The organism is Vibrio sp. LB10LO1, assembly GCF_010092875.1.
GTDB lineage: Bacteria > Pseudomonadota > Gammaproteobacteria > Enterobacterales > Vibrionaceae > Vibrio > Vibrio campbellii.
The window spans coordinates 42941-63021 of the sequence record NZ_JAADJW010000026.1 but is presented as its reverse complement, the minus strand read 5'-3'; the positions used below and the strand labels follow the sequence as shown (position 1 = coordinate 63021).

Annotated in this window: 20 protein-coding genes; 13 read left to right on the top strand and 7 right to left on the bottom strand. The window is 47.0% G+C overall.

Features of this window, described 5'->3' with window-relative positions:
* The first annotated feature begins 5 nt into the window (after nucleotides 1-5).
* The 6 genes from GXP65_RS17740 to pgpA all read left to right on the top strand — a co-directional run bounded on the left by GXP65_RS17740 (nucleotide 6) and on the right by pgpA (nucleotide 4640).
* The gene (locus GXP65_RS17740; protein WP_005424876.1) at nucleotides 6-659 is read left to right on the top strand and encodes a riboflavin synthase; all 654 of its coding nucleotides are present in this window, start codon (nucleotides 6-8) and stop codon (nucleotides 657-659) included.
* Between the two features lie 159 nt (nucleotides 660-818).
* The gene (gene ribBA / locus GXP65_RS17735; protein ID WP_038891655.1) at nucleotides 819-1928 is read left to right on the top strand and encodes a bifunctional 3,4-dihydroxy-2-butanone-4-phosphate synthase/GTP cyclohydrolase II; all 1110 of its coding nucleotides are present in this window, start codon (nucleotides 819-821) and stop codon (nucleotides 1926-1928) included.
* A gap of 169 nt (nucleotides 1929-2097) precedes the next feature.
* Nucleotides 2098-2568, top strand: a complete 471-nt coding sequence (gene ribE, locus GXP65_RS17730; RefSeq protein ID WP_005440184.1) for a 6,7-dimethyl-8-ribityllumazine synthase — start codon at nucleotides 2098-2100, stop codon at nucleotides 2566-2568.
* Nucleotides 2568-3035 carry a transcription antitermination factor NusB gene (nusB, locus tag GXP65_RS17725; RefSeq protein ID WP_005440182.1) on the top strand — a complete coding sequence of 156 codons (468 nt, stop codon included), beginning with the start codon at nucleotides 2568-2570 and terminating at the stop codon, nucleotides 3033-3035. Before ribE ends, nusB begins: the two co-directional genes overlap by 1 nt.
* Nucleotides 3036-3113: 78 nt before the next feature.
* A complete protein-coding gene (gene thiL, locus GXP65_RS17720; RefSeq protein ID WP_038891656.1) occupies nucleotides 3114-4079 on the top strand; it encodes a thiamine-phosphate kinase in 966 nt (321 codons plus the stop codon).
* A 57-nt stretch (nucleotides 4080-4136) separates the two neighbouring features.
* Nucleotides 4137-4640 (top strand): phosphatidylglycerophosphatase A, encoded by a 504-nt coding sequence (gene pgpA, locus GXP65_RS17715; protein WP_010648210.1) that lies wholly within the window; start codon nucleotides 4137-4139, stop codon nucleotides 4638-4640.
* A 105-nt stretch (nucleotides 4641-4745) separates the two neighbouring features.
* Here the strand turns inward: pgpA and dxs are convergent, their stop codons facing one another.
* From dxs to xseB, 3 genes are read right to left on the bottom strand one after another with little or no spacing between them, the layout of a single operon-like run.
* Nucleotides 4746-6611: a 1-deoxy-D-xylulose-5-phosphate synthase gene (gene dxs, locus GXP65_RS17710; RefSeq protein WP_162093380.1), complete on the bottom strand. Its 1866-nt coding sequence runs from the start codon at nucleotides 6609-6611 to the stop codon at nucleotides 4746-4748.
* Between the two features lie 19 nt (nucleotides 6612-6630).
* On the bottom strand, nucleotides 6631-7515 hold the full coding sequence (gene ispA / locus GXP65_RS17705) for a (2E,6E)-farnesyl diphosphate synthase (RefSeq protein WP_162093379.1): 885 nt from the start codon (nucleotides 7513-7515) through the stop codon (nucleotides 6631-6633).
* 21 nt (nucleotides 7516-7536) lie between these two features.
* Nucleotides 7537-7779 carry an exodeoxyribonuclease VII small subunit gene (gene xseB, locus GXP65_RS17700; protein ID WP_005427560.1) on the bottom strand — a complete coding sequence of 81 codons (243 nt, stop codon included), beginning with the start codon at nucleotides 7777-7779 and terminating at the stop codon, nucleotides 7537-7539.
* Nucleotides 7780-8044: 265 nt separating this feature from the next.
* Between xseB and pomA the strand changes: the two genes are divergently transcribed.
* The 7 genes from pomA (at nucleotide 8045) to rlmM (ending at nucleotide 14949) form a co-directional block, all read left to right on the top strand.
* Complete coding sequence (gene pomA / locus GXP65_RS17695) at nucleotides 8045-8806, top strand: flagellar motor protein PomA (protein ID WP_005427558.1); 762 nt, start codon at nucleotides 8045-8047, stop codon at nucleotides 8804-8806.
* 15 nt (nucleotides 8807-8821) lie between these two features.
* Nucleotides 8822-9766, top strand: a complete 945-nt coding sequence (locus GXP65_RS17690; RefSeq protein ID WP_005530654.1) for a flagellar motor protein MotB — start codon at nucleotides 8822-8824, stop codon at nucleotides 9764-9766.
* Between the two features lie 198 nt (nucleotides 9767-9964).
* The gene (gene thiI, locus GXP65_RS17685) at nucleotides 9965-11413 is read left to right on the top strand and encodes a tRNA uracil 4-sulfurtransferase ThiI (RefSeq protein WP_162093378.1); all 1449 of its coding nucleotides are present in this window, start codon (nucleotides 9965-9967) and stop codon (nucleotides 11411-11413) included.
* Between the two features lie 535 nt (nucleotides 11414-11948).
* The gene (locus tag GXP65_RS17680; RefSeq protein WP_005447583.1) at nucleotides 11949-12869 is read left to right on the top strand and encodes a transcriptional regulator GcvA; all 921 of its coding nucleotides are present in this window, start codon (nucleotides 11949-11951) and stop codon (nucleotides 12867-12869) included.
* Nucleotides 12850-13473, top strand: a complete 624-nt coding sequence (locus GXP65_RS17675) for an alpha/beta family hydrolase (protein ID WP_162093377.1) — start codon at nucleotides 12850-12852, stop codon at nucleotides 13471-13473. Before GXP65_RS17680 ends, GXP65_RS17675 begins: the two co-directional genes overlap by 20 nt.
* On the top strand, nucleotides 13463-13861 hold the full coding sequence (locus tag GXP65_RS17670) for a DUF423 domain-containing protein (protein WP_162093376.1): 399 nt from the start codon (nucleotides 13463-13465) through the stop codon (nucleotides 13859-13861). Before GXP65_RS17675 ends, GXP65_RS17670 begins: the two co-directional genes overlap by 11 nt.
* Nucleotides 13858-14949 carry a 23S rRNA (cytidine(2498)-2'-O)-methyltransferase RlmM gene (rlmM, locus tag GXP65_RS17665; protein ID WP_010648228.1) on the top strand — a complete coding sequence of 364 codons (1092 nt, stop codon included), beginning with the start codon at nucleotides 13858-13860 and terminating at the stop codon, nucleotides 14947-14949. The genes GXP65_RS17670 and rlmM overlap by 4 nt, the downstream gene beginning before the upstream one ends.
* Before the next feature lie 89 nt (nucleotides 14950-15038).
* Here the strand turns inward: rlmM and GXP65_RS17660 are convergent, their stop codons facing one another.
* The 4 genes from GXP65_RS17660 to GXP65_RS17645 all read right to left on the bottom strand — a co-directional run bounded on the left by GXP65_RS17660 (nucleotide 15039) and on the right by GXP65_RS17645 (nucleotide 19985).
* Entirely contained in the window at nucleotides 15039-15791 is a 753-nt protein-coding gene (locus GXP65_RS17660) for a DNA/RNA non-specific endonuclease (protein ID WP_038891664.1), read from the bottom strand.
* A gap of 192 nt (nucleotides 15792-15983) precedes the next feature.
* Complete coding sequence (gene xni / locus GXP65_RS17655; RefSeq protein WP_005432691.1) at nucleotides 15984-16766, bottom strand: flap endonuclease Xni; 783 nt, start codon at nucleotides 16764-16766, stop codon at nucleotides 15984-15986.
* A gap of 58 nt (nucleotides 16767-16824) precedes the next feature.
* Nucleotides 16825-18201: a nucleotide 5'-monophosphate nucleosidase PpnN gene (gene ppnN / locus GXP65_RS17650; RefSeq protein WP_005432689.1), complete on the bottom strand. Its 1377-nt coding sequence runs from the start codon at nucleotides 18199-18201 to the stop codon at nucleotides 16825-16827.
* A 218-nt stretch (nucleotides 18202-18419) separates the two neighbouring features.
* The gene (locus GXP65_RS17645) at nucleotides 18420-19985 is read right to left on the bottom strand and encodes a GGDEF domain-containing protein (RefSeq protein ID WP_162093375.1); all 1566 of its coding nucleotides are present in this window, start codon (nucleotides 19983-19985) and stop codon (nucleotides 18420-18422) included.
* Between the last annotated feature and the right edge of the window lie 96 nt (nucleotides 19986-20081).

Below are 20081 nucleotides of genomic sequence, written 5' to 3'. Positions count from 1 at the left end.
GCATTATGTTTACAGGAATTGTAGAGGCAGTTGGCAAGCTGACTGCTATTACGCCAAAAGGCGAAGACATCACCGTAACGGTAGAAGTAGGCAAGTTGGATATGTCTGACGTTAAGTTAGGCGACAGTATCGCGACCAATGGTGTGTGTTTGACAGTCGTCGACTTCGGTAGTCACTACTACAGTGCGGATTTGTCACTGGAAACGCTGAACAAAACCGGTTTTGCTGCTTACCAAGTTGGTGACAAAGTGAACCTCGAAAAAGCCATGCTACCGACCACTCGTTTTGGTGGCCACATAGTGTCTGGTCACGTCGATGGCGTGGGTGTGATTGTTGAACGTAATCAAGTCGGCCGTGCGATTGAATTTTGGGTTGAGATGCCAGCTGAAATTTGTAAGTACGTGGCAGAAAAAGGCTCTATCACAGTGGATGGCATTAGTCTGACCGTCAACGACCTACGTAAGAATGGTTTTAAATTAACGATTGTTCCTCACACTAGTGAAGAGACGACCATCGATCAGTTCCAAGTTGGTCGTAAAGTGAACCTAGAAGTGGACGTGTTAGCTCGCTACATGGAGCGTTTGCTACAAGGTCAAAAAGAAGAGTCGCAAGAATCACGAATTACCATGGATTTCTTGCAGCAAAATGGTTTTGCTTAAACGAAACCGACCACAATCACAGAACGTTATCAGGTTAATTGACTTAATAAAGGTTGGCTTCAAACTGCTTTGCTGACCAAAGCCAGTAGACGTAGCTCAACGAAACGTTAAACGCATTGCTGCTGCAATAATAAATTTTTGAATAACGGGAAACAGAATATGCCTATCAGCACGCCTCAAGAGATTATTGATGACATTCGCGCAGGCAAAATGGTCATCCTAATGGATGATGAAGACCGCGAGAATGAAGGTGATTTGATCATGGCTGCCGAGCACATTACGCCGGAAGCTATCAACTTTATGGCTACGCATGGCCGTGGCTTAATCTGTCTAACCATGACAAAAACTCGTTGTGAGAGCCTTGGCCTTCCGCCAATGGTGCAAGACAACAACGCACAATACACCACCAACTTTACCGTTTCTATTGAAGCGGCTGAAGGTGTAACAACGGGTATTTCTGCAGCTGACCGCGCTCGCACTGTACAAGCTGCAGTCGCGCCAAACGCAAAAGCGGCAGACTTAGTACAACCGGGTCACATCTTCCCTCTAGCAGCACAAGATGGTGGTGTTCTAACTCGTGCAGGCCACACTGAGGCTGGTTGTGATTTAGCTCGTCTGGCTGGTCTTGAGCCAGCATCGGTTATCGTTGAGATCCTAAACGACGATGGCACGATGGCGCGCCGCCCAGATTTAGAAGTGTTCGCTGAAAAGCACGGTTTGAAACTGGGTACCATTGCGGATCTTATCGAATACCGCAACAACACAGAAACGACCATTGAACGTGTGGCAGAATGCGCACTACCAACGGAGTTCGGTGAGTTTACGCTGGTGACGTACAAAGACACTATCGATAACCAAGTGCATTACGCAATGTGCAAAGGTGACCTAACAGAAGATGCACCATTGGTTCGTGTCCACCTACAAGATGTCTTTACCGATGTACTTCGTAGTGACCGCAATGCAGAGCGCAGTTGGACACTAGAGAAGGCAATGAAGCGCATTGGCGAAGAGGGTGGTGTATTGGTTGTACTTGGCAATGAAGAATCAACCGATCTACTTGTTCACCGCGTTAAGATGTTTGAAGCGCAAGATAAAGGTGAAGCCCCAACGCTTGCGAAGAAACAAGGCACTTCTCGCCGTGTAGGCGTTGGTTCGCAAATTCTTGCTGACCTAGGCGTGCACGATATGCGTCTGCTTTCTTCGACCAACAAAAAGTACCACGCGCTAGGCGGTTTTGGCCTGAACGTAGTTGAGTACGTCTGCGAATAACAACTGACTTACAGGTTCCTAGTCTTGCGAGCACTTATCATCGTTAAGGCTAGGAACTCGTGATTCGTCTCCAATTTCCATTAGATATTGCTCACAAATTTGTGATAGAATCCGGCGATTCTCACTTGATGAACAATTTTCACTTATAAATAGAGTTAAAGGAAAGCTTATGAAAGTGATCGAGGGTGGCTTCCCAGCGCCAAATGCAAAAATTGCTATCGTTATTTCTCGTTTCAACAGTTTTATTAACGAAAGCCTACTATCTGGTGCGATCGATACACTAAAGCGTCACGGACAAGTAAGCGAAGACAACATCACTGTTGTTCGTTGTCCAGGTGCCGTAGAACTACCTCTAGTAGCTCAACGTGTTGCTAAGACTGGTAAGTACGATGCAATCGTATCTCTAGGTACAGTAATCCGTGGCGGTACACCACACTTTGACTATGTTTGTAGTGAGTGTAACAAGGGTCTTGCACAAGTTTCTCTGGAATACAGTCTTCCAGTGGCGTTTGGCGTACTGACTGTTGATACTATCGATCAAGCGATTGAACGCGCAGGAACCAAGGCTGGTAATAAAGGTGCAGAGGCTGCACTAAGCGCACTTGAAATGATTAACGTACTATCTGAAATTGATTCCTAATGGGGGCCAGTGTGAAACCAGCCGCACGTCGTAACGCACGTCAATTCGCGCTACAAGCGATCTACTCATGGCAAATTACTAAAGACAATGTTGCCACGATCGAAGAACAGTTTTTGTCTGGCGACAAATACGATGAAGAAGAACTTCACGCATCTGAGCCTGCACTAGCTGCTCCAGAAACAGACGTAGCTTACTTCCGTGAACTACTAAGCGGTGTTGTACTTAGCCACTCTGAGCTAGATAGCAAAATCCGTCCATACGTGTCACGTCCAATGCAGGATCTAGACATGATGGAACTTGCTCTTCTTCGCCTTGCTATGTACGAGATGACTCGTCGCGAAGATGTTCCTTACAAAGTGGTAATCAACGAAGCGATTGAACTTGCAAAAGTATTCGCGGCAGAAGACAGCCACAAATTTGTGAATGGTGTGCTAGATAAAGCGGCGCCACACGTACGTAAGAAATAACGATTTCTTCATTAAAAAGGTCAGCAGATGCTGACCTTTTTTGTATCAAAAGCTTTTACATCAAACAGTAAGTGAACAATGTCTGGTGAATTTAATCTGATCGATAAGTATTTTGTTGGACGCCAAAACCAGCGCAAAGACGTACACCTAGCGGCAGGTGACGATTGTGCGTTAGTGAAAGCGCCAGACAACGTACAAATTGCCATTAGTACCGATACGCTGGTGGCTGGTACTCATTTCCTTGCCGATGCCAACCCTGCTTGGGTCGCGCATAAGGCGCTGGCCTCTAACATCAGTGATTTGGCTGCAATGGGTGCAACCCCAGCTTGGGTGAGCTTTGCATTGACCATGCCTGAGCCAGATGAAGCTTGGCTTGCGCCTTTCTGTGATGCATTTTTTGAGCTGGCAGACTACTTTGGTATTCAACTCATTGGCGGTGATACCACCAAAGGTCCACTGAGCCTGACACTTACGGTGCAAGGCTTTGTACCAGAGGGCAAAGCTTTGACTCGCTCTGGAGCAAAAGTCGGTGACTGGGTGTATGTGACAGGTAACCTTGGTGATGCCAAAGCTGGTCTGGATGTGATTTTGGATGATTCACTGCGCTCACGCATTGCAGCGCCAGAGCTTGAAAAAGCACATTATCTCAGTACTCCTCGTGTATTAGCCGGACAAGCACTCATTGGGTTGGCATCGTCGGCGATTGATATTTCTGATGGTTTGATCTCTGATATCAAGCACATTCTCAAACGTTCTGATGTGGGGGTTAGCCTGGATGTCTCCCAGCTGCCGATATCTTCAGAATTAGTTCAGTTTTTAGATGATAAGGTCAGCGCTCAGCAGTATGCTTTATCAAGTGGTGAAGAGTACGAGCTGTGTTTTACTGTGCCAGAGCAGAACCACGGCTCATTGCAAAGCGCACTGTCGCACACGGGATGTAAAGTCACGTGTGTTGGCCAGATTCGACCAAGAGGCACGTTTGAGCTGCACGATAACAATCAACCTCTTGATTGGGATCTCAGTGGCTTTGACCACTTTAAATAATCTGAGCTAGGCGTTAGCCTAAGATTGATACCAAACTTGCAGTATAGGTTTAAGGAAATGACCAACCCTCTCTCTCTGATTTCATTAAAGAACCCGTGGCATCTTTTGGCGACAGGTTTTGGTAGCGGCTTATCACCAGTGGTGCCTGGGACAATGGGGACGCTTGCGGCAGTGCCGTTGTTCCTCCTGTTGGCACAACTGCCTTTTCCACTTTACGTGGTTGTCGTGCTTTTCTCCTGCGTGATTGGCATTAAGATTTGCCAAGTGACATCAGATGACATGGGTGTTCACGACCATGGCTCTATCGTATGGGATGAGTTTGCGGGCTTTTGGATCACCATGAGCCTTGTGCCAGCATTGAATATTCCAGTGACGGAATGGAAGTGGCTACTAACTGGCTTTATCTTGTTCCGCTTCTTTGACATGGTAAAACCATGGCCAATAGGTTGGTTGGATAAACGTGTTCACGGCGGTTTAGGTATCATGATTGATGATATCGTGGCAGGCATTATGGCGGGTATCGCACTGTTTTTAGTGGCGAAATACGCAGGCTGGATGTAGTACTTATCGCGTAGTACTTATGGCATAGTTCTGACAATCGACAAATAAACAAAAGGGATGCCACGGCATCCCTTTTCTGTGTTTACTTCGTTGTATTACGTACGCTTACTTAGCTAAGTAATCGTTGATCGACCTCTCGATGCCTTTCGCATCTAAGCCAAGTTCTTCGTGTAGCTCGTCTTGTGTGCCTTGAGGAACGAAGCGATCTGGCAAGCCAAGATTCAGTACCGGCATGATGATCTTATCTTGCATCATAAACTCAACCACACCCGCACCAGCACCACCAGCAATCGCGTTTTCTTCAAGCGTAACTAGCACATCGTGCTCAGCTGCTAGCTGTCGGATCAAGGCTTCATCAAGTGGCTTAACAAAGCGCATGTCTGCTACCGTTGCATTTAGGCTTTCAGCCGCTTCTAGTGCGTTACCTAGGAAGGTACCGAAGCTTAGAATTGCCACTTTCTCGCCTTTTCGAACGATACGGCCTTTACCGATTTCAAGTGCAGTGAAGTCTTTTTCGATGTCTGTGCCCATGCCGCTACCGCGTGGGTAACGAACCGCGCTTGGACCTGTGTGCTTATGACCCGTGTAAAGCATTTGACGACATTCGTTTTCGTCACTTGGAGCCATGATCACCATGTTCGGGATGCAGCGCATGAAGCTCAGATCGAACGCACCTTGGTGGGTTTGGCCATCGGCGCCAACCAGACCAGCACGGTCGATAGCGAACATCACCGGTAAGTCCATGATCGCTACATCGTGGATCAACTGGTCGTAACCACGCTGTAGGAAGGTAGAGTAGATTGCTACAATCGGATGATCGCCCGCAATTGCCATACCTGTCGCGAGAGTCACGGCGTGCTGCTCTGCAATCGCGACGTCAAAGTACTGCTCTGGGTACTCTTTCGAGAAGCGAACCATACCAGAGCCTTCACGCATCGCTGGCGTAATTGCCATCAGCTTAGGATCTTGCGCCGCCATGTCACATAGGAAATCGCCAAAGATCTTAGAGAAGGTCGGCTTGCCACCGCTGCTCTTCGGCAAACTGTTATGTGATGGGTCGAACTTTGGTACACCGTGGTAACCAATAGGATCTTTTTCTGCTGGCTCATAACCTTTGCCTTTCTTGGTCATGATGTGCAGGAATTGAGGGCCTTTCAGCTCACGCATGTTTTTCAGCGTTTTGACCAGCTCATTCACATCGTGTCCATCAATAGGGCCGATGTAGTTGAAGCCTAGCTCTTCGAATAACGTGCCAGGAACAACCATGCCTTTTAGGTGTTCTTCCGTACGACGAACCAGCTCTTTAATTGGTGGGACACCAGACAACACTTTCTTACCGCCTTCACGGATAGAGGTGTATAGGCTGCCAGAAAGGACTTTAGCAAGGTGGTTGTTCAGTGCGCCTACGTTTTCTGAGATCGACATTTCGTTATCGTTCAGAATCACCAGCATATCTGGGTGAACGTCACCAGCGTGGTTCATCGCTTCGAAAGCCATACCCGCGGTGATTGCACCGTCGCCAATAACGCTGACCACTTTACGACCTTCACCTTCTTTTTGCGCACTGATGGCCATGCCAAGACCAGCACTGATAGAAGTAGAGGAGTGACCAACGGATAGGGTGTCGTATTCGCTCTCTTCACGCCATGGGAATGGGTGAAGACCGTCTTTCTGACGGATAGTTGGCATCTGATCACGACGACCAGTGAGAATCTTGTGTGGGTAAGCCTGATGGCCTACGTCCCAGATCAACTGATCTACGGGTGTGTTGTATACATAATGCAGAGCTACGGTTAGCTCTACTGTGCCTAAGCCAGACGCTAAGTGTCCGCTAGACTGACTCACTGAATTTAGCAGATACGTGCGTAGTTCATCGCACAATGTTGGCAATGTTTCTTTCGGAAGAAGACGCAACTCCTCCGGTGTATTTGCTAACGCCAGTGTTGGGTACTTTGAAATATCAAGAGTCATATAAATGCGCGCTTATAGTTTAGTTCTTGCGCTCGATGACATATCGGGCGAACTCTTCGAGTAACTGAGTATTGTATGGGATTGCTTCCAATGCTTGAAGAGCTTCCTGTAGCAGAGTGTGAGCTTTCTCCATTGCTCCCTCCAAACCCAGTAGAGATGGATAAGTACTCTTGTTCAGCTCTTGGTCTGAACCTTGAGGCTTACCCAGTGTTTCTGTGTCACTGATGATATCAAGAATATCGTCTTGAACCTGAAACGCCAAACCAATCGCTTTTGAGTAGCGCTCTAGGTGTGGCAAAACTTCTAGGCCTTTTTCGCCTGCGGCTAACGCGCCCAGTTTTACGGCACAGTTAATCAGTGCACCAGTTTTATTGCGATGAATTTCTTCCAAATCTGCGAGGGATACACGACGATTTTCTGCACCTAAATCCAACGTCTGGCCAAGACACATACCGCCAGCACCAGAGGCTTGCGCTAGAGCTTGTACCATTTTTATACGCTGGTTCTCTGCGTTCGGATTCAGTTCGCCTTCGGCAAGAATGGTGAAGGCAAGCGTTTGAAGTGCATCACCAGTTAGGATGGCTGTCGCTTCGTCAAACTTGATGTGACAAGTTGGTTGACCGCGACGCAAATCATCATCATCCATGGCTGGTAGATCATCATGAATCAGAGAGTAGGCATGGATACACTCTATTGCAGAAGCGGGCGTATCAAGATCTTCAGGTTTACAACCCAGCATTTGACCAGTGATGTAAACAAGGAAAGGACGAACACGTTTGCCGCCTAGTAGTAGGCCGTATTTCATCGCTTGAATCAGCGGCTGTTCTTGATGAGGCAGTTGCTCAAGCCACTGATTGAGTTGTTGGTTGTTTCTTTGTTGATAAGACGTCAATGTCTCTTGCATCACATTGCTCACTACTGATAATTATTCTGACTCAGGGTTGAAGTCACTCAGTGGTGCTTCATCATCTTCGCTAAGAAGAATGCTAACGCGCTGTTCGGCGTCGCTCAGTTTAGTTTGACCAGCACGAGCCAGTGCAATGCCACGCTCAAATTTACGTAGGGCATCATCTAGGGCAAGATCGCCATTCTCTAGTTGATCAACCAAGCTATCTAGCTCTTCAATGGTTGCTTCGAAGGTCATGTTTTCTGGTTTCTTGACCGCCATCTTTTATCTGCCTTAATCAAGCCTCTAATAGAATGCACGCAAGTTACCTTAGCCTACTAAGTTGGTCAAATTTAACCTTATATAATTGTCACAAAATTAGCGCTCAACGGGTCTGATGAGACAATCTCGATCATTTAGTTCGAGCCTAAACGATCTTTTTGTGATGTATTGACCAAGATTTTTCTAAAAAAACTGTTCTAGTTGTCGATACAAGTAATAATTCGCCTGACTAGGCAATGTTTAAGTATAGCGAGAGGAGTGCTTTGTGGATTTAGCAACCCTAATAGGTTTGATTGGTGGTTTTGCATTCGTCATTATGGCGATGGTGCTAGGTGGCAGCATTGGCATGTTCGTAGACGTCACCTCAATCCTAATCGTAGTTGGTGGTTCAGCATTTGTTGTGCTGATGAAGTTCACCATGGGGCAGTTCTTCGGCGCGACTAAGATCGCTGGTAAAGCGTTCATGTTTAAAGCGGATGAGCCAGAAGACCTGATCGCTAAGATTGTTGAAATGGCAGACGCGGCACGTAAAGGTGGTTTCCTTGCTCTTGAAGAGATGGAAATCAACAACAGCTTTATGCAGAAAGGCATCGACTTACTAGTCGATGGTCACGATGCAGATGTGGTACGTGCGGCACTACAGAAAGACATTGCACTTACCGACGAGCGTCATACTCAAGGTACTGGTGTATTCCGTGCGTTTGGTGACGTAGCTCCTGCGATGGGCATGATCGGTACACTGGTTGGTCTGGTAGCCATGCTTTCAAACATGGATGACCCAAAAGCGATCGGCCCTGCGATGGCGGTAGCGCTTTTGACCACACTATACGGTGCGGTGCTTTCTAACATGGTGTTTTTCCCAATTGCCGACAAGCTTTCGCTGCGCCGCGATCAAGAAACCTTAAACCGTCGTTTGATTATGGATGGCGTTTTGGCAATCCAAGATGGTCAGAACCCACGTGTTATCGACAGTTACCTGAAGAACTACCTCAACGAGGGTAAACGCGCTCTCGAGATCGATGAGTAATCCGGAGGTCATCTGATGGATGAAGATAACAAATGTGATTGTCCACCACCCGGCCTCCCGCTGTGGATGGGGACATTCGCTGACTTAATGTCACTGCTGATGTGTTTCTTCGTACTGCTGCTTTCGTTCTCGGAAATGGACGTACTGAAGTTCAAACAGATTGCGGGTTCGATGAAGTTTGCTTTTGGTGTTCAGAACCAACTTGAAGTGAAGGACATTCCAAAGGGCACCAGCATCATTGCGCAAGAGTTTCGACCGGGTCGTCCGGAACCAACGCCGATTGATGTCATCATGCAGCAAACCATGGACATCACTCAGCAGACGTTGGAGTTCCATGAAGGAGAATCTGACCGAGCGGGTGGTACTAAGCGAGACCAAGGTAAGCTAACGGGTGGCCAATCGCCAGAAACGTCAACGCATAACAACCAATCGGCGGAATCAGACATGCAACAACAGCAGTCTGAACAAACATCGCAAGAGATGGAAACCTTGATGGAAAGCATCAAGAAAGCGTTGGAGCGTGAAATTGAGCAAGGCGCAATTGAGGTCGAAAATCTCGGTCAGCAGATCGTGATTCGAATGCGTGAGAAAGGCGCGTTCCCTGAAGGCTCTGCGTTCTTGCAGCCGAAGTTCAGACCGCTGGTACGCCAGATTGCCGAATTGGTCAAAGATGTACCAGGCATTGTTCGAGTGTCAGGACATACGGATAACCAACCGCTGGATTCTGAGCTGTATCGCTCCAATTGGGACTTGTCGTCGCAAAGAGCGGTGTCGGTTGCCCAAGAGATGGAGAAAGTAAGAGGCTTCTCGCACCAACGCTTACGAGTGCGAGGCATGGCTGATACTGAGCCATTAGCGCCAAACGATTCTGATGCAAACCGCGCACTTAACCGCCGCGTTGAAATCAGCATCATGCAAGGTGAGCCACTTTACAGCGAAGAAGTGCCCGTAATTCAATAAGCGAATATTTGTTCTTATACTAAAAGCGAGCGTTAGCTCGCTTTTTTTGTCATTCCATTTCGCTTAGGTGTATAATCTTGCGCCTTTGAAGTGAGCTCAGGCTACCTTTTGTGACCAAGACGCACTTTTGCTGCGTATGAAGCATCGAGGTGGAGTATCACTCATTGTTGATTGCGAAACTAACCTGCGAACTAGACTATGAAATTTATTGTAAAGCCCCATCCAGAAATTTTTGTAAAAAGTGAATCTGTGCGTAAGCGCTTCACAAAGATTTTAGAGTGCAACATTCGTAACATCGTTAAGAGCCGTACGGAATCTGTCGCGGTATTCAACCGTCGTGATCACATTGAAGTGACCTCTGAGAGTGACGAGTTCCACGCTGAAGTTTTAGAAATCCTGACGCACACGCCAGGTATTCACCACGTTCTTGAAGTAAAGCAAACCGAATTTAAAGACTTGCACGACATTTACGAGCAAGTTTTAGAGCTAAGCGGTTCACTGATCGAAGGCAAGACCTTCGTAGTGCGCGCTAAGCGTCGTGGTAAACACGATTTTACTTCTATTGAGCTAGAGCGTTACGTAGGCGGCGGCCTTAACCAAGCGGTAGAAAGCGCTCGCGTTAAGCTAAGCAAGCCAGACGTAACGATCAACGTTGAAGTAACCAACGACAAGCTAAACCAAGTGTTGGCACGTCACAAAGGCCTAGGCGGTTTCCCTCTAGGTACACAAGAAGACGTACTAAGCCTAATCTCAGGTGGCTTCGACTCTGGTGTTTCAAGCTACCTACACATCAAACGTGGCTCTAAAGTACATTACTGTTTCTTTAACCTAGGTGGTCCAGCGCACGAAATCGGCGTTAAGCAGGTTTCTCACTACCTATGGAACAAATACGGTTCTTCAGCAAAAGTACGTTTCATCTCAGTTGATTTCGAACCAGTAGTGGCTGAAATCCTAGAGAAAGTTGATGACGGCCAAATGGGCGTGATCCTGAAGCGTATGTTCATGCGTGCAGCAGGCATGATTGCTCAGAAGATGAAGATCGAAGCATTAGTGACAGGTGAAGCGCTAGGTCAAGTATCGAGCCAAACACTAACTAACTTACGCCACATCGATAACGTAACAGATACTCTTATCCTGCGTCCGCTTATCAACTGGGACAAAGAAGACATCATTAACCTAGCGCGTGAAATCGGCACTGAAGACTTCGCGAAGACAATGCCAGAATACTGTGGTGTTATCTCTAAAAAGCCAACAGTGAAAGCGGTGAAAGGCAAGCTAGAAGCAGAAGAGCAGAAATTCGACTTCAGCATCCTTGAGCAAGTGGTTCAAGACGCTCGCATGATGGACATCCGTGATATCGCGAAAGAGTCTGAGCAAGCGGCTCCAGAAGTTGAGCAAGTACAAGCTGTAGAAGAGCACGCAATCGTACTGGATATTCGTAGCCCTGAAGAGGAAGACGATAACCCACTAGAAATCGATGGCGTTGAAGTAAAACACATTCCGTTCTACAAGCTAGGTACTCAGTTTGGCGATCTAGACCAATCGAAGACATACCTACTGTACTGTGACCGTGGCGTGATGAGTCGTCTGCAAGCGCTTTACTTGCAAGAACAAGGCTTCAACAACGTGAAGGTTTACCGCCCTTAATCGCGCGCTCTTAACCGCGTAGCAAAGCAGAGAATCACAAAGCGCAGACTGAGAAATCAGTTTGCGCTTTTTTTTGTTTTAACTCGTGCAAAATTTTGTTTTATAAAGTGATAATATTGAACTCAATCTCACACTTCGTAATTGGTATTGATATAACGATAATTAATCCGAAATTCGGCTGAAAAGGTGATGTGGATACCAATTCCTGGAGAAGAGGGATGGTGGGATTTTTCAGATAAAAAAACACCGCCTAATAAGGCGGTGCAAGAAATTTGACAGACAGGTCAAAATAAATACAGGAAGTATCTGTTTTGTCACAGGGAGTGTGGACAAAACATATGGTAGAAATCTACCTAACTCGAAATACGAGTTTGCAAACACAACATCGCAACAACGAAGCCAATTGATTCACAAATGGAATCAAGCCGTTCAGGCTCGTGTTGCGGGGTGAAATATAGAATTTATCTGGCTGTTCGGCAACGGACATTTTATAATGTTTCAGATAAAAAAAACTAATCCTACTTGAGGTCCCATAATGTCTCGCAGATTGCCTCCGTTGAATTCACTTCGCGTTTTTGAAGCGGCTGCTCGCCATCTTAGTTTTACCCGTGCCGCTGAAGAGTTGTTTGTTACTCAAGCGGCTGTAAGTCATCAGATTAAGGCTCTTGAAGAGTTCCTATCGTTGAAACTCTTCCGTCGTCGCAATCGTTCATTGTTGCTGACAGAAGAGGGGCAAAGTTACTTTCTGGACATCAAAGATATCTTCACTTCGATAGCCGAAGCGACCGATAAGGTATTGGAACGTAGCGAAAAAGGGGCGCTGACCATCAGTTTGCCACCAAGTTTTGCTATCCAGTGGTTGGTGCCGCGTTTGGCCGATTTTAATGCCCAAGAACCAGACATTGACGTACGTATCAAAGCGGTTGATATGGATGAAGGTTCACTGACTGATGATGTTGATGTGGCTATCTATTATGGTCGAGGTAACTGGCCTGGTTTGCGTGCTGATAAACTCTACCAAGAGTTTTTGATCCCACTTTGTTCACCTTCGTTACTTTTGGGTAACAAACCATTAGAATCTCTAAGTGACCTCAAATTACACACCTTGTTACATGATACTTCTCGTAAAGATTGGAAGCAGTTTGCTCGCCAGCAGAATATCGAAGGCATCAATGTGAATCATGGACCGATTTTTAGCCACTCGACCATGGTGTTACAAGCTGCTGCGCACGGACAAGGTGTTGCCCTAGGAAACAACGTACTCGCCAAACCTGAAATGGAAGCGGGACGCTTAATCGCGCCATTTGATGAGGTATTGGTGTCGAAGAATGCCTTCTATGTGGTGTGTCACGAACAGCAAGCGGACATGGGCCGTATCGCGACGTTTAGGGACTGGATGCTGGCTACTGCGAGAAAAGAACAAGAGGAAGTATTGGATGAGCCATTGGATAGCTGAGGGACCTGAAAATGGGCCACTGTTTATTTTTGCTCACGGCGCAGGGGCAGGCATGGAGCACGATTTCATGACTGCTGTTGCCAAAGGATTAGTTGAGCAGGGTATACGCGTGGTGCGTTTTAATTTTCCTTATATGGTTAAGCGAGCGGAAGACGGTAAGAAGCGTCCGCCAGATCGTGCGCCAAAGCTTCTTGAAGCCTATGAAGAAGTGATCGCTCACTTTACTACTCGACCTATCGTGATTGGTGGCAAGTCGATGGGTGGACGTATGTCGAGCTTACTTGCTGACAATGAGCTGGTGGCGGGGATTGCTTGTTTAGGTTTTCCTTTTCACCCACCCGGTAAGCCAGAGAAATACAAAGGTGAGCATTTAGCTAGCATCGACAAGCCAACCTTAATTCTACAAGGTGAGCGCGATACATTCGGTAAGCGCGAAGAGTTCGAAGGCTTTGCATTATCAGAGCAGGTCACAGTGAGCTTTCTGCCAGATGGTGACCACAGCTTTAAGCCACGCAAGAGCTCTGGCTATACGGAAGCAGGTAACATTGCCTCGACAGTGGAGCATTTAGCGGTATTTATTAAAGAGGTGTACCGTGAAAAGTAAGTGGTTACTCTCGTTTACTGGTCTTTCTGGCTTGATCTCGGTTGCGCTAGGTGCATTTGCTGCACATGGTTTGAAAGCGAAGTTGTCGCCTTATTCACTTGGTGTATTTGAAACCGGCGTTTTGTACCAGTTCATCCATACTTTGGCTATCGCATTTTGTGCGATTTTGCTGTTGCTCAATTTGGGACAAAAAGCACAAAAGTATTTTTTCATCGCGGCGATTTGCTTTATCATCGGCATCTTTTGTTTTAGCGGCAGTCTTTACGCGCTGGCGCTGACGGGCATTAAGTGGTTTGGACCAATCACTCCAATGGGAGGATTGTTGTTCATGATCGGCTGGTGTCTGTTCTTTTTTGCTGCGTTTAATATCAAAGAGGTCTCCAAGTGAAACAACTAATGCTCTATTGCCGTTCTGGCTTTGAGAAAGAGTGTGCTGGTGAAATTCAGGACAAAGCAACACAGCTGGAAGTGTATGGTTTCCCTCGTGTGAAGAAAAACTCAGGTTATGTTGTCTTCGAGTGTTACCAAGATGGAGACGCAGACAAACTAGCAAAAGGCATCGACTTTAGCGCACTGATTTTTGCACGTCAGATGTTTGCTGTGGCGGCTGAGTTTGAAGCGCTACCAAGCGATGACCGTATCAGCCCTATTTTGGCTGAGCTGTCTGAAATTGAAGCATTCCCGCGTTGTGGTGATCTGCGTATTGAAACCCCAGACACTAACGAAGCGAAAGAACTACTGAAGTTCTGCCGAAAGTTTACCGTACCAATGCGTCAAGCGATGCGCGGTAAAGGCCTGATGTGGAACAAAGACAACGCGAAGAAGCCAGTACTGCATATTTGTTTTGTGGCGCCGGGTCATTGTTACGTGGGTTACTCTTACCCAGGCAACAACTCGCAGTTCTTTATGGGCATTCCTCGCCTTAAGTTCCCAGCAGACGCGCCAAGCCGTTCTACGCTGAAATTGGAAGAAGCATTCCACGTCTTTATTCCTCGTGAGGAGTGGGATGAGCGTTTGGCTCCTGGCATGTGGGGTGTTGACCTAGGTGCTTGTCCGGGCGGTTGGACTTACCAATTAGTAAAACGTTCGATGTTTGTTCACTGTGTGGATAACGGCATGATGGCGGATAGCCTAATGGAAACGGGTCAAATTAAACACCACATGGTGGATGGCTTTAAATTCGAACCAGACCGTAAAAACGTGACTTGGATTGTGTGCGACATGGTTGAGAAGCCAGCACGCGTTGCACACCTTATGGGTCAGTGGCTGCTAAAAGGTTGGGCGAAAGAAGCGATTTTCAACCTTAAGCTACCAATGAAAGGTCGCTACGACGAAGTGCTGCAAGATCTTGAGAACCTAAAAACGTTCCTGATTGAGAACAAGGTGAAATTTAAGCTGCAAGCGAAGCACTTGTACCATGATCGCGAAGAGATCACGATTCACATTCAGTGTTTGTCTAACATCTCTCCACATTAATCTACGCGTTACTATGCGATAGAGCGGAATCAAAAAAGCGCCTACAGTAGGGCGCTTTTTTATTGCGGTTTAAGAACCGTGACCGTCACTTAGTTGCTGGTAGGCCACATCTCTTCCCATCTTAATGATTCCATGTTGTCCTCAATGCTATCTGGCGTTTGTGCAAAAAAGTCTAATCCAGTTTGACGCTCAACTTCGTCAATGGTGGTAATAAAGTTGGCTAACTCAGAGCTTGAAACATCACGGTGTGGGACAATGAACGCAATGGCTTCATCAAAGCTTGGATCAAGAATGACTTTGTAAAACGCGCTTGGGATCACCACGCCATTACCGATTGTTCCCTCGTTGCCTTGATAAATCGGCCCAGTTACCACATAAAGCTCGTTGTATTCATTGGCGAGATCACGAACATGCTCTTCTAAAACTCGCCAACCAACTCGGTTAAACCCCGGAAGTTGAGGTGACATGTTACTCATCAAAAAGCTTTGCTTCATAGACTCTTGGGTGAAATCCATTGTCGCTGATGGCGCAAGGTGTCCTCTGTCGTACCCTGAGCCTTTGTAGTCCGCTAGGGTAGAGCGTGCGTAATCCGGCATTTCAGTGTCTTCTTTGAAGGCGTTACTGCGTTTGTTGGTGATGTTCACGCTCTCCGCGGTAATGTGGTAAGCAACCCAGTCTGCGTTTTTGGTGTCGTAGTTGTACCCAACCGCATAGCCATCTCGGCAAAGGAACTGATCGCTGTTGGTTGAAGGCATGCCTTTATCAAGGTGTTGACCGCAAGTTTCAGCAAGAGCAGGGAGGGATAGGAGTGTTACTAAAGATACTAAGATGATGTTTTTCATTATTTTTCTCCGTTATAGGGAGATCTGAAAATAATGAAATTACTTACTAAGACTGTGAATTAGCTTATAAACTAATCAGTACCTTGTAGGTTAATAATGGGGTAAATATCATTGCTGTGAATGTAAAGGGTTACACAACAAATTTTATAAACGTGTTGTCTAACCCAAAACTGACAGTGTAAAGAGAGGTACTTACTCGGCTTGATTTGGTCCGGTAAAGCGAATGTCTTGCAGGTTAAAGCCGAGCTCGATATCGCATTTCAGCGCTGCTACTCGCTTGCATAGACGCGCAGACTCAATGTGTTCATCCAGCTTCTTACGATACTTCGGTACCAGCTCTTCACTTGCGTATGCCGCTTCAATGTCCTCAAATTGAGTGAGAATTTCCTTTGCTGCTTTTGGACCTACACCGGGAACGCCCGGAACTTGGCTTGAACTGATGCCCGTTAAGCCCCAGTAGTCAGCAAGCTGAGAGGGCTTTACGCCAAACTCTTTTTCGATAAACGGCTCATCTAGCCAGCGGTGTTGGAAGTAATCACGAATTTGCAAAGTCGGGGACAGCAACTGGCAGTATCCTTTATCGGTCGAGACTATCGTGACCTTCTCTCCGTGACTGGCGACTTTGGTGGCCAGAGTTGCAACCAAGTCATCCGCTTCATCGCCTTCAGACAGCAGCGAATCAATACCTTGTTCCCACCACGCTTGTTGAATCGCGTCTAAGCCTTTCATCAAAGGCTCTGGCATGGGCTTTCGGTTTTGTTTGTAGTCCGGGAGGATTTCTGCGCGCCAGCCGCGATCTTGCTCGTGGTGATCGAATACCGCGATGATGTGCGTCGGTTGCGCCTCAGACAGGATGCGAGTCAGTGTTCTGCCTGTGGTGGTAATGGTTCTTGCTATGTCAGTAGGATCGGGTTGCGCTGAGTGCACGCGGCGGATCAGGTTTAGGGCATCAATGATAACAAGATGAATAGACATAATGACTTAGCAATAAAAAAGGGGCGTAATGCCCCTAGTGTAACCAAAGCTGAGTTATCTATCGACCACCATTTTCCTGATGGGCAATGCGGTAACATGGTTCGTAAGCCGTCCCGCCAGGAAGTTTCATGCGGTGTTGAGCTACAAAGTCTTTCAATAGCTTGTCGAGTTTCTTCATCAAGACTGGCTCACCATTGATGGTGAACGGACCTTTACGTTCGATTTCTCGAATCCCTTCCGCTTTGACGTTACCTGCTACGATACCTGAGAAGGCTTGACGCAAACTTGCTGCCAGAACTTGTGGTTGCTGGTTGATGTTCAAGTTTAAGCTTGCCATTGCATCGTGAGTAGGCTCAAACGGTAGTTGGAACTCAGGCTCGATCTTCAGTGACCAGTTAAAGCTGTACGCATCGCCTTTTTCTTTACGATGCTGGCGAACGTCTTCCATTGAGCGTTTCATGATGCGAGCCACTTCTGCGGGGTCATCAATCACGATTTGGTAATGTTTCTGACCTTCTTCACCCAGGGTGTCAGCAATGAAAGCATCGATAGAGCGGAAGTAGGCTTCACTCTCTTTCGGGCCAGTTAGTACGATTGGCATTGGTTGGTCAGCATTTTCTGGGTGCATCATGATACCCAAGATGTACAGCAGCTCCTCGGCAGTACCAGGACCACCAGGGAAGATGACGATGCCGTGCGCCATACGAACAAAGGCTTCAAGACGCTTCTCAATGTCTGGCATGATCACCAGTTCATTCACGATTGGGTTTGGTGGCTCAGCCGCAATGATTGAAGGCTCTGTCAAACCAAGGTAACGCTGCTCGGTATAACGCTGTTTGGCGTGACCAATCGCTGCGCCTTTCATTGGACCTTCCATTGCACCCGGACCACAGCCCGTACAGATGTTCAGCTCACGCAGGCCGAGTTCGTTACCTACTTCGCGAGTGTATTGGTACTCGGTTGGGTTGATGGAGTGGCCACCCCAACACACCACAAGGTTTGGCTCAATGCCCGGCGTTAAAGCACCAGCATTACGTAAAATACCAAATACGAGGTTGGTTATGTGAGTGGCGTTAGTGAGGTTAAGGCGTTGGTTGTCCGCCAAGTGCATGTTTACGTATACAATGTCACGTAGAACAGAGAATAAGTGCTCTTGGATACCTTTAATGATTTCACCATCAACGAACGCGTGCTCTGGCGGGTTAGCAAGCTCAAGCTTGATACCACGCTCACGACGCACCACATTCACATCGAATGAAAGGTATTTGTCTAACAGCTCTTTTGAGTTGTCGGTATGGCTACCAGAGTTGAGGACCGCAAGCGTACAGTTACGGTAGAGCTGGTAAAGCTCACTTGATGCGGTTTTCTTAAGACGTTCAACTTCCAGTTGTGATAGCAAATCCATGCTACCTGCGGGGCTTATATGGGTAATCATAAGGCCTCCTTGCTAATGCATTTTTATAGGGTAGAAACCAACTCACCTACTTAGCTTATACGTGTCGTTCTACTCAAGTGGTTGGCAGACTTTGTTTTATAGCGTTTAAACAGCTTAGCAGACTGGAAGGGGAGAAACGTGATAACTCGTTGAAATTTTGAGGCAATATGACAAAAGAGAGGGTGAAAGCGGTTCGTTTGGTTGTTTTTTAAACGCTTTTAGGTCCAGTTGACTTGGTTGTTACCGCGCTGCTTGGCATCTTTTAGCATATTACCAAGGCGATCTAAGACGTATTCTGGGTTGTCTGCTTCTCTGAATGAAGTCGAAGCGGCGGTCAACGTGATCATGATGTTCTGTTCACGGAATTTAAATGGCAGCTTGCTGATATCACGCTGAATATTTTTCATCAGTTCAAGCGTGTACTCTTCTGATTGTTCTGGGATCAGTAAGATGAACTCTTCACCACCAAAGCGAGCTACGGTTTCTGTATCGGCGATACGCTTATTCATGGTACGAGCGATGATCTTCAGTGCTTTGTCGCCAGCGGTGTAGCCATAGCTGTCATTGACTGCTTTGAAGTTATCAACATCAAACAGCACTACGCGTAGGTTCTGTTGTGAACGGATCCAGCGACGGTATTCCAGTTCCAATCGGTCGTTGAATGCTGCACGGTTGTATACCTTGGTGAGCGGATCAAGCAGCATTCGCTGAGCTTGGTCTTCCAAACGTCGACGATAGTCTTGTGTGCTTTCGAATACGGCTTCCAGTTGATTCTTGCTGTAACTCAAGCGCTCCTGAAGGGCTTGTTCACGCTCTTCCGTCATTCTTAAGCGTTCGGTCAGTGACGCCATTTTGGCCAGAAGTGGTGACACTTCCCCTTTCAATTCTTCTAAATCTTGCGCTTGTTCGACCGACTCTTGGCTGCGTTCCACCAAGGAGGTCATCTCAGAGTTTAACTCTTGGCGATGTTCGAAGTAGGTTTGGTGTTGGTCGACGTTCTGATGAACGGTTTTAAGGTTGCTCGAAAGCGAGGTGTTCAACTGCTCTAGGAACTGTTCTGACGATTTACGTTCGTACTTGGTGGCTTCCACGACCAGTTTAAGTGTATTTAACGTCAGTTCGATAAGCGACTCTGCATTCACCCCCAACAGTAACTTGGCGCGAATATCCAACAGTTGATCGCCGGATTCACCCTCGAAGTCGAGTTCGGTGATGGTGTGTTGTAGATCGCTGGCAAGGCACTCTAATTGAGATTTATCCGGGCCGTTTTCTAGTTCGCCAAGGTTAAGGCGTGAGTTGGAAGTGATGATCTTGAGCGCGCGTTCGTAGATGCTCAGCAGTTTGGTTGCTTGGTCGACTTTTGTCCCGGCGTGAACTTCCGAAAAGCTCATTAGGTTACGCAACTCGCGTTTTAGCTGCGCAGGCAAGCCAGTGATACGTTGAAGCGTTTCACCACTGTGTTTGATTTGTTCGTCGAGATAACCGGTCTGTTTTTCCATCGCCTTAGACTGCTGTTTGAGCATTCTTTCTAGCACTGCTAAACGAGGGATCAGCGTGCTGACATCTTTTTGATGTTCAAGCTCTTGCTGAATTTCGAGCAGGTAGTTGGTTACTTGAGAGTTTGAACCCTGACAAGCAGAAGACAATGATGCCACAACTCGCTTTAGAACTTGCTGCTCACGTTGAAATTTGAGCGAAGTATCACGATGAGTCAGCCTGAGTTGGTCAAGTTGACAACTCAGCTGATGAAGCTGCGACTGAATATCGGATTCCAAGATTCCCATGAAGCGACTACGGTTAAGTCCATGTACTACTGACGATTATTTGATAATAACAAAAAACTTTATAGCGTCATCACTGATCGTGCTCAACCGTTGGTT

What these genes read in the sequence shown, in the direction of transcription:
- GXP65_RS17740 (WP_005424876.1), top strand. Translation starts at nt 6, where the DNA reads ATGTTTACAGGAATTGTAGAGGCAGTTGGCAAGCTGACTGCTATTACG.
- ribBA (WP_038891655.1), top strand. Translation starts at nt 819, where the DNA reads ATGCCTATCAGCACGCCTCAAGAGATTATTGATGACATTCGCGCAGGC.
- ribE (WP_005440184.1), top strand. Translation starts at nt 2,098, where the DNA reads ATGAAAGTGATCGAGGGTGGCTTCCCAGCGCCAAATGCAAAAATTGCT.
- nusB (WP_005440182.1), top strand. Translation starts at nt 2,568, where the DNA reads ATGGGGGCCAGTGTGAAACCAGCCGCACGTCGTAACGCACGTCAATTC.
- thiL (WP_038891656.1), top strand. Translation starts at nt 3,114, where the DNA reads ATGTCTGGTGAATTTAATCTGATCGATAAGTATTTTGTTGGACGCCAA.
- pgpA (WP_010648210.1), top strand. Translation starts at nt 4,137, where the DNA reads ATGACCAACCCTCTCTCTCTGATTTCATTAAAGAACCCGTGGCATCTT.
- dxs (WP_162093380.1), bottom strand. Translation starts at nt 6,611, where the DNA reads ATGACTCTTGATATTTCAAAGTACCCAACACTGGCGTTAGCAAATACA.
- ispA (WP_162093379.1), bottom strand. Translation starts at nt 7,515, where the DNA reads ATGCAAGAGACATTGACGTCTTATCAACAAAGAAACAACCAACAACTC.
- xseB (WP_005427560.1), bottom strand. Translation starts at nt 7,779, where the DNA reads ATGGCGGTCAAGAAACCAGAAAACATGACCTTCGAAGCAACCATTGAA.
- GXP65_RS17690 (WP_005530654.1), top strand. Translation starts at nt 8,822, where the DNA reads ATGGATGAAGATAACAAATGTGATTGTCCACCACCCGGCCTCCCGCTG.
- thiI (WP_162093378.1), top strand. Translation starts at nt 9,965, where the DNA reads ATGAAATTTATTGTAAAGCCCCATCCAGAAATTTTTGTAAAAAGTGAA.
- GXP65_RS17680 (WP_005447583.1), top strand. Translation starts at nt 11,949, where the DNA reads ATGTCTCGCAGATTGCCTCCGTTGAATTCACTTCGCGTTTTTGAAGCG.
- GXP65_RS17675 (WP_162093377.1), top strand. Translation starts at nt 12,850, where the DNA reads ATGAGCCATTGGATAGCTGAGGGACCTGAAAATGGGCCACTGTTTATT.
- GXP65_RS17660 (WP_038891664.1), bottom strand. Translation starts at nt 15,791, where the DNA reads ATGAAAAACATCATCTTAGTATCTTTAGTAACACTCCTATCCCTCCCT.
- xni (WP_005432691.1), bottom strand. Translation starts at nt 16,766, where the DNA reads ATGTCTATTCATCTTGTTATCATTGATGCCCTAAACCTGATCCGCCGC.
- ppnN (WP_005432689.1), bottom strand. Translation starts at nt 18,201, where the DNA reads ATGATTACCCATATAAGCCCCGCAGGTAGCATGGATTTGCTATCACAA.
- GXP65_RS17645 (WP_162093375.1), bottom strand. Translation starts at nt 19,985, where the DNA reads ATGGGAATCTTGGAATCCGATATTCAGTCGCAGCTTCATCAGCTGAGT.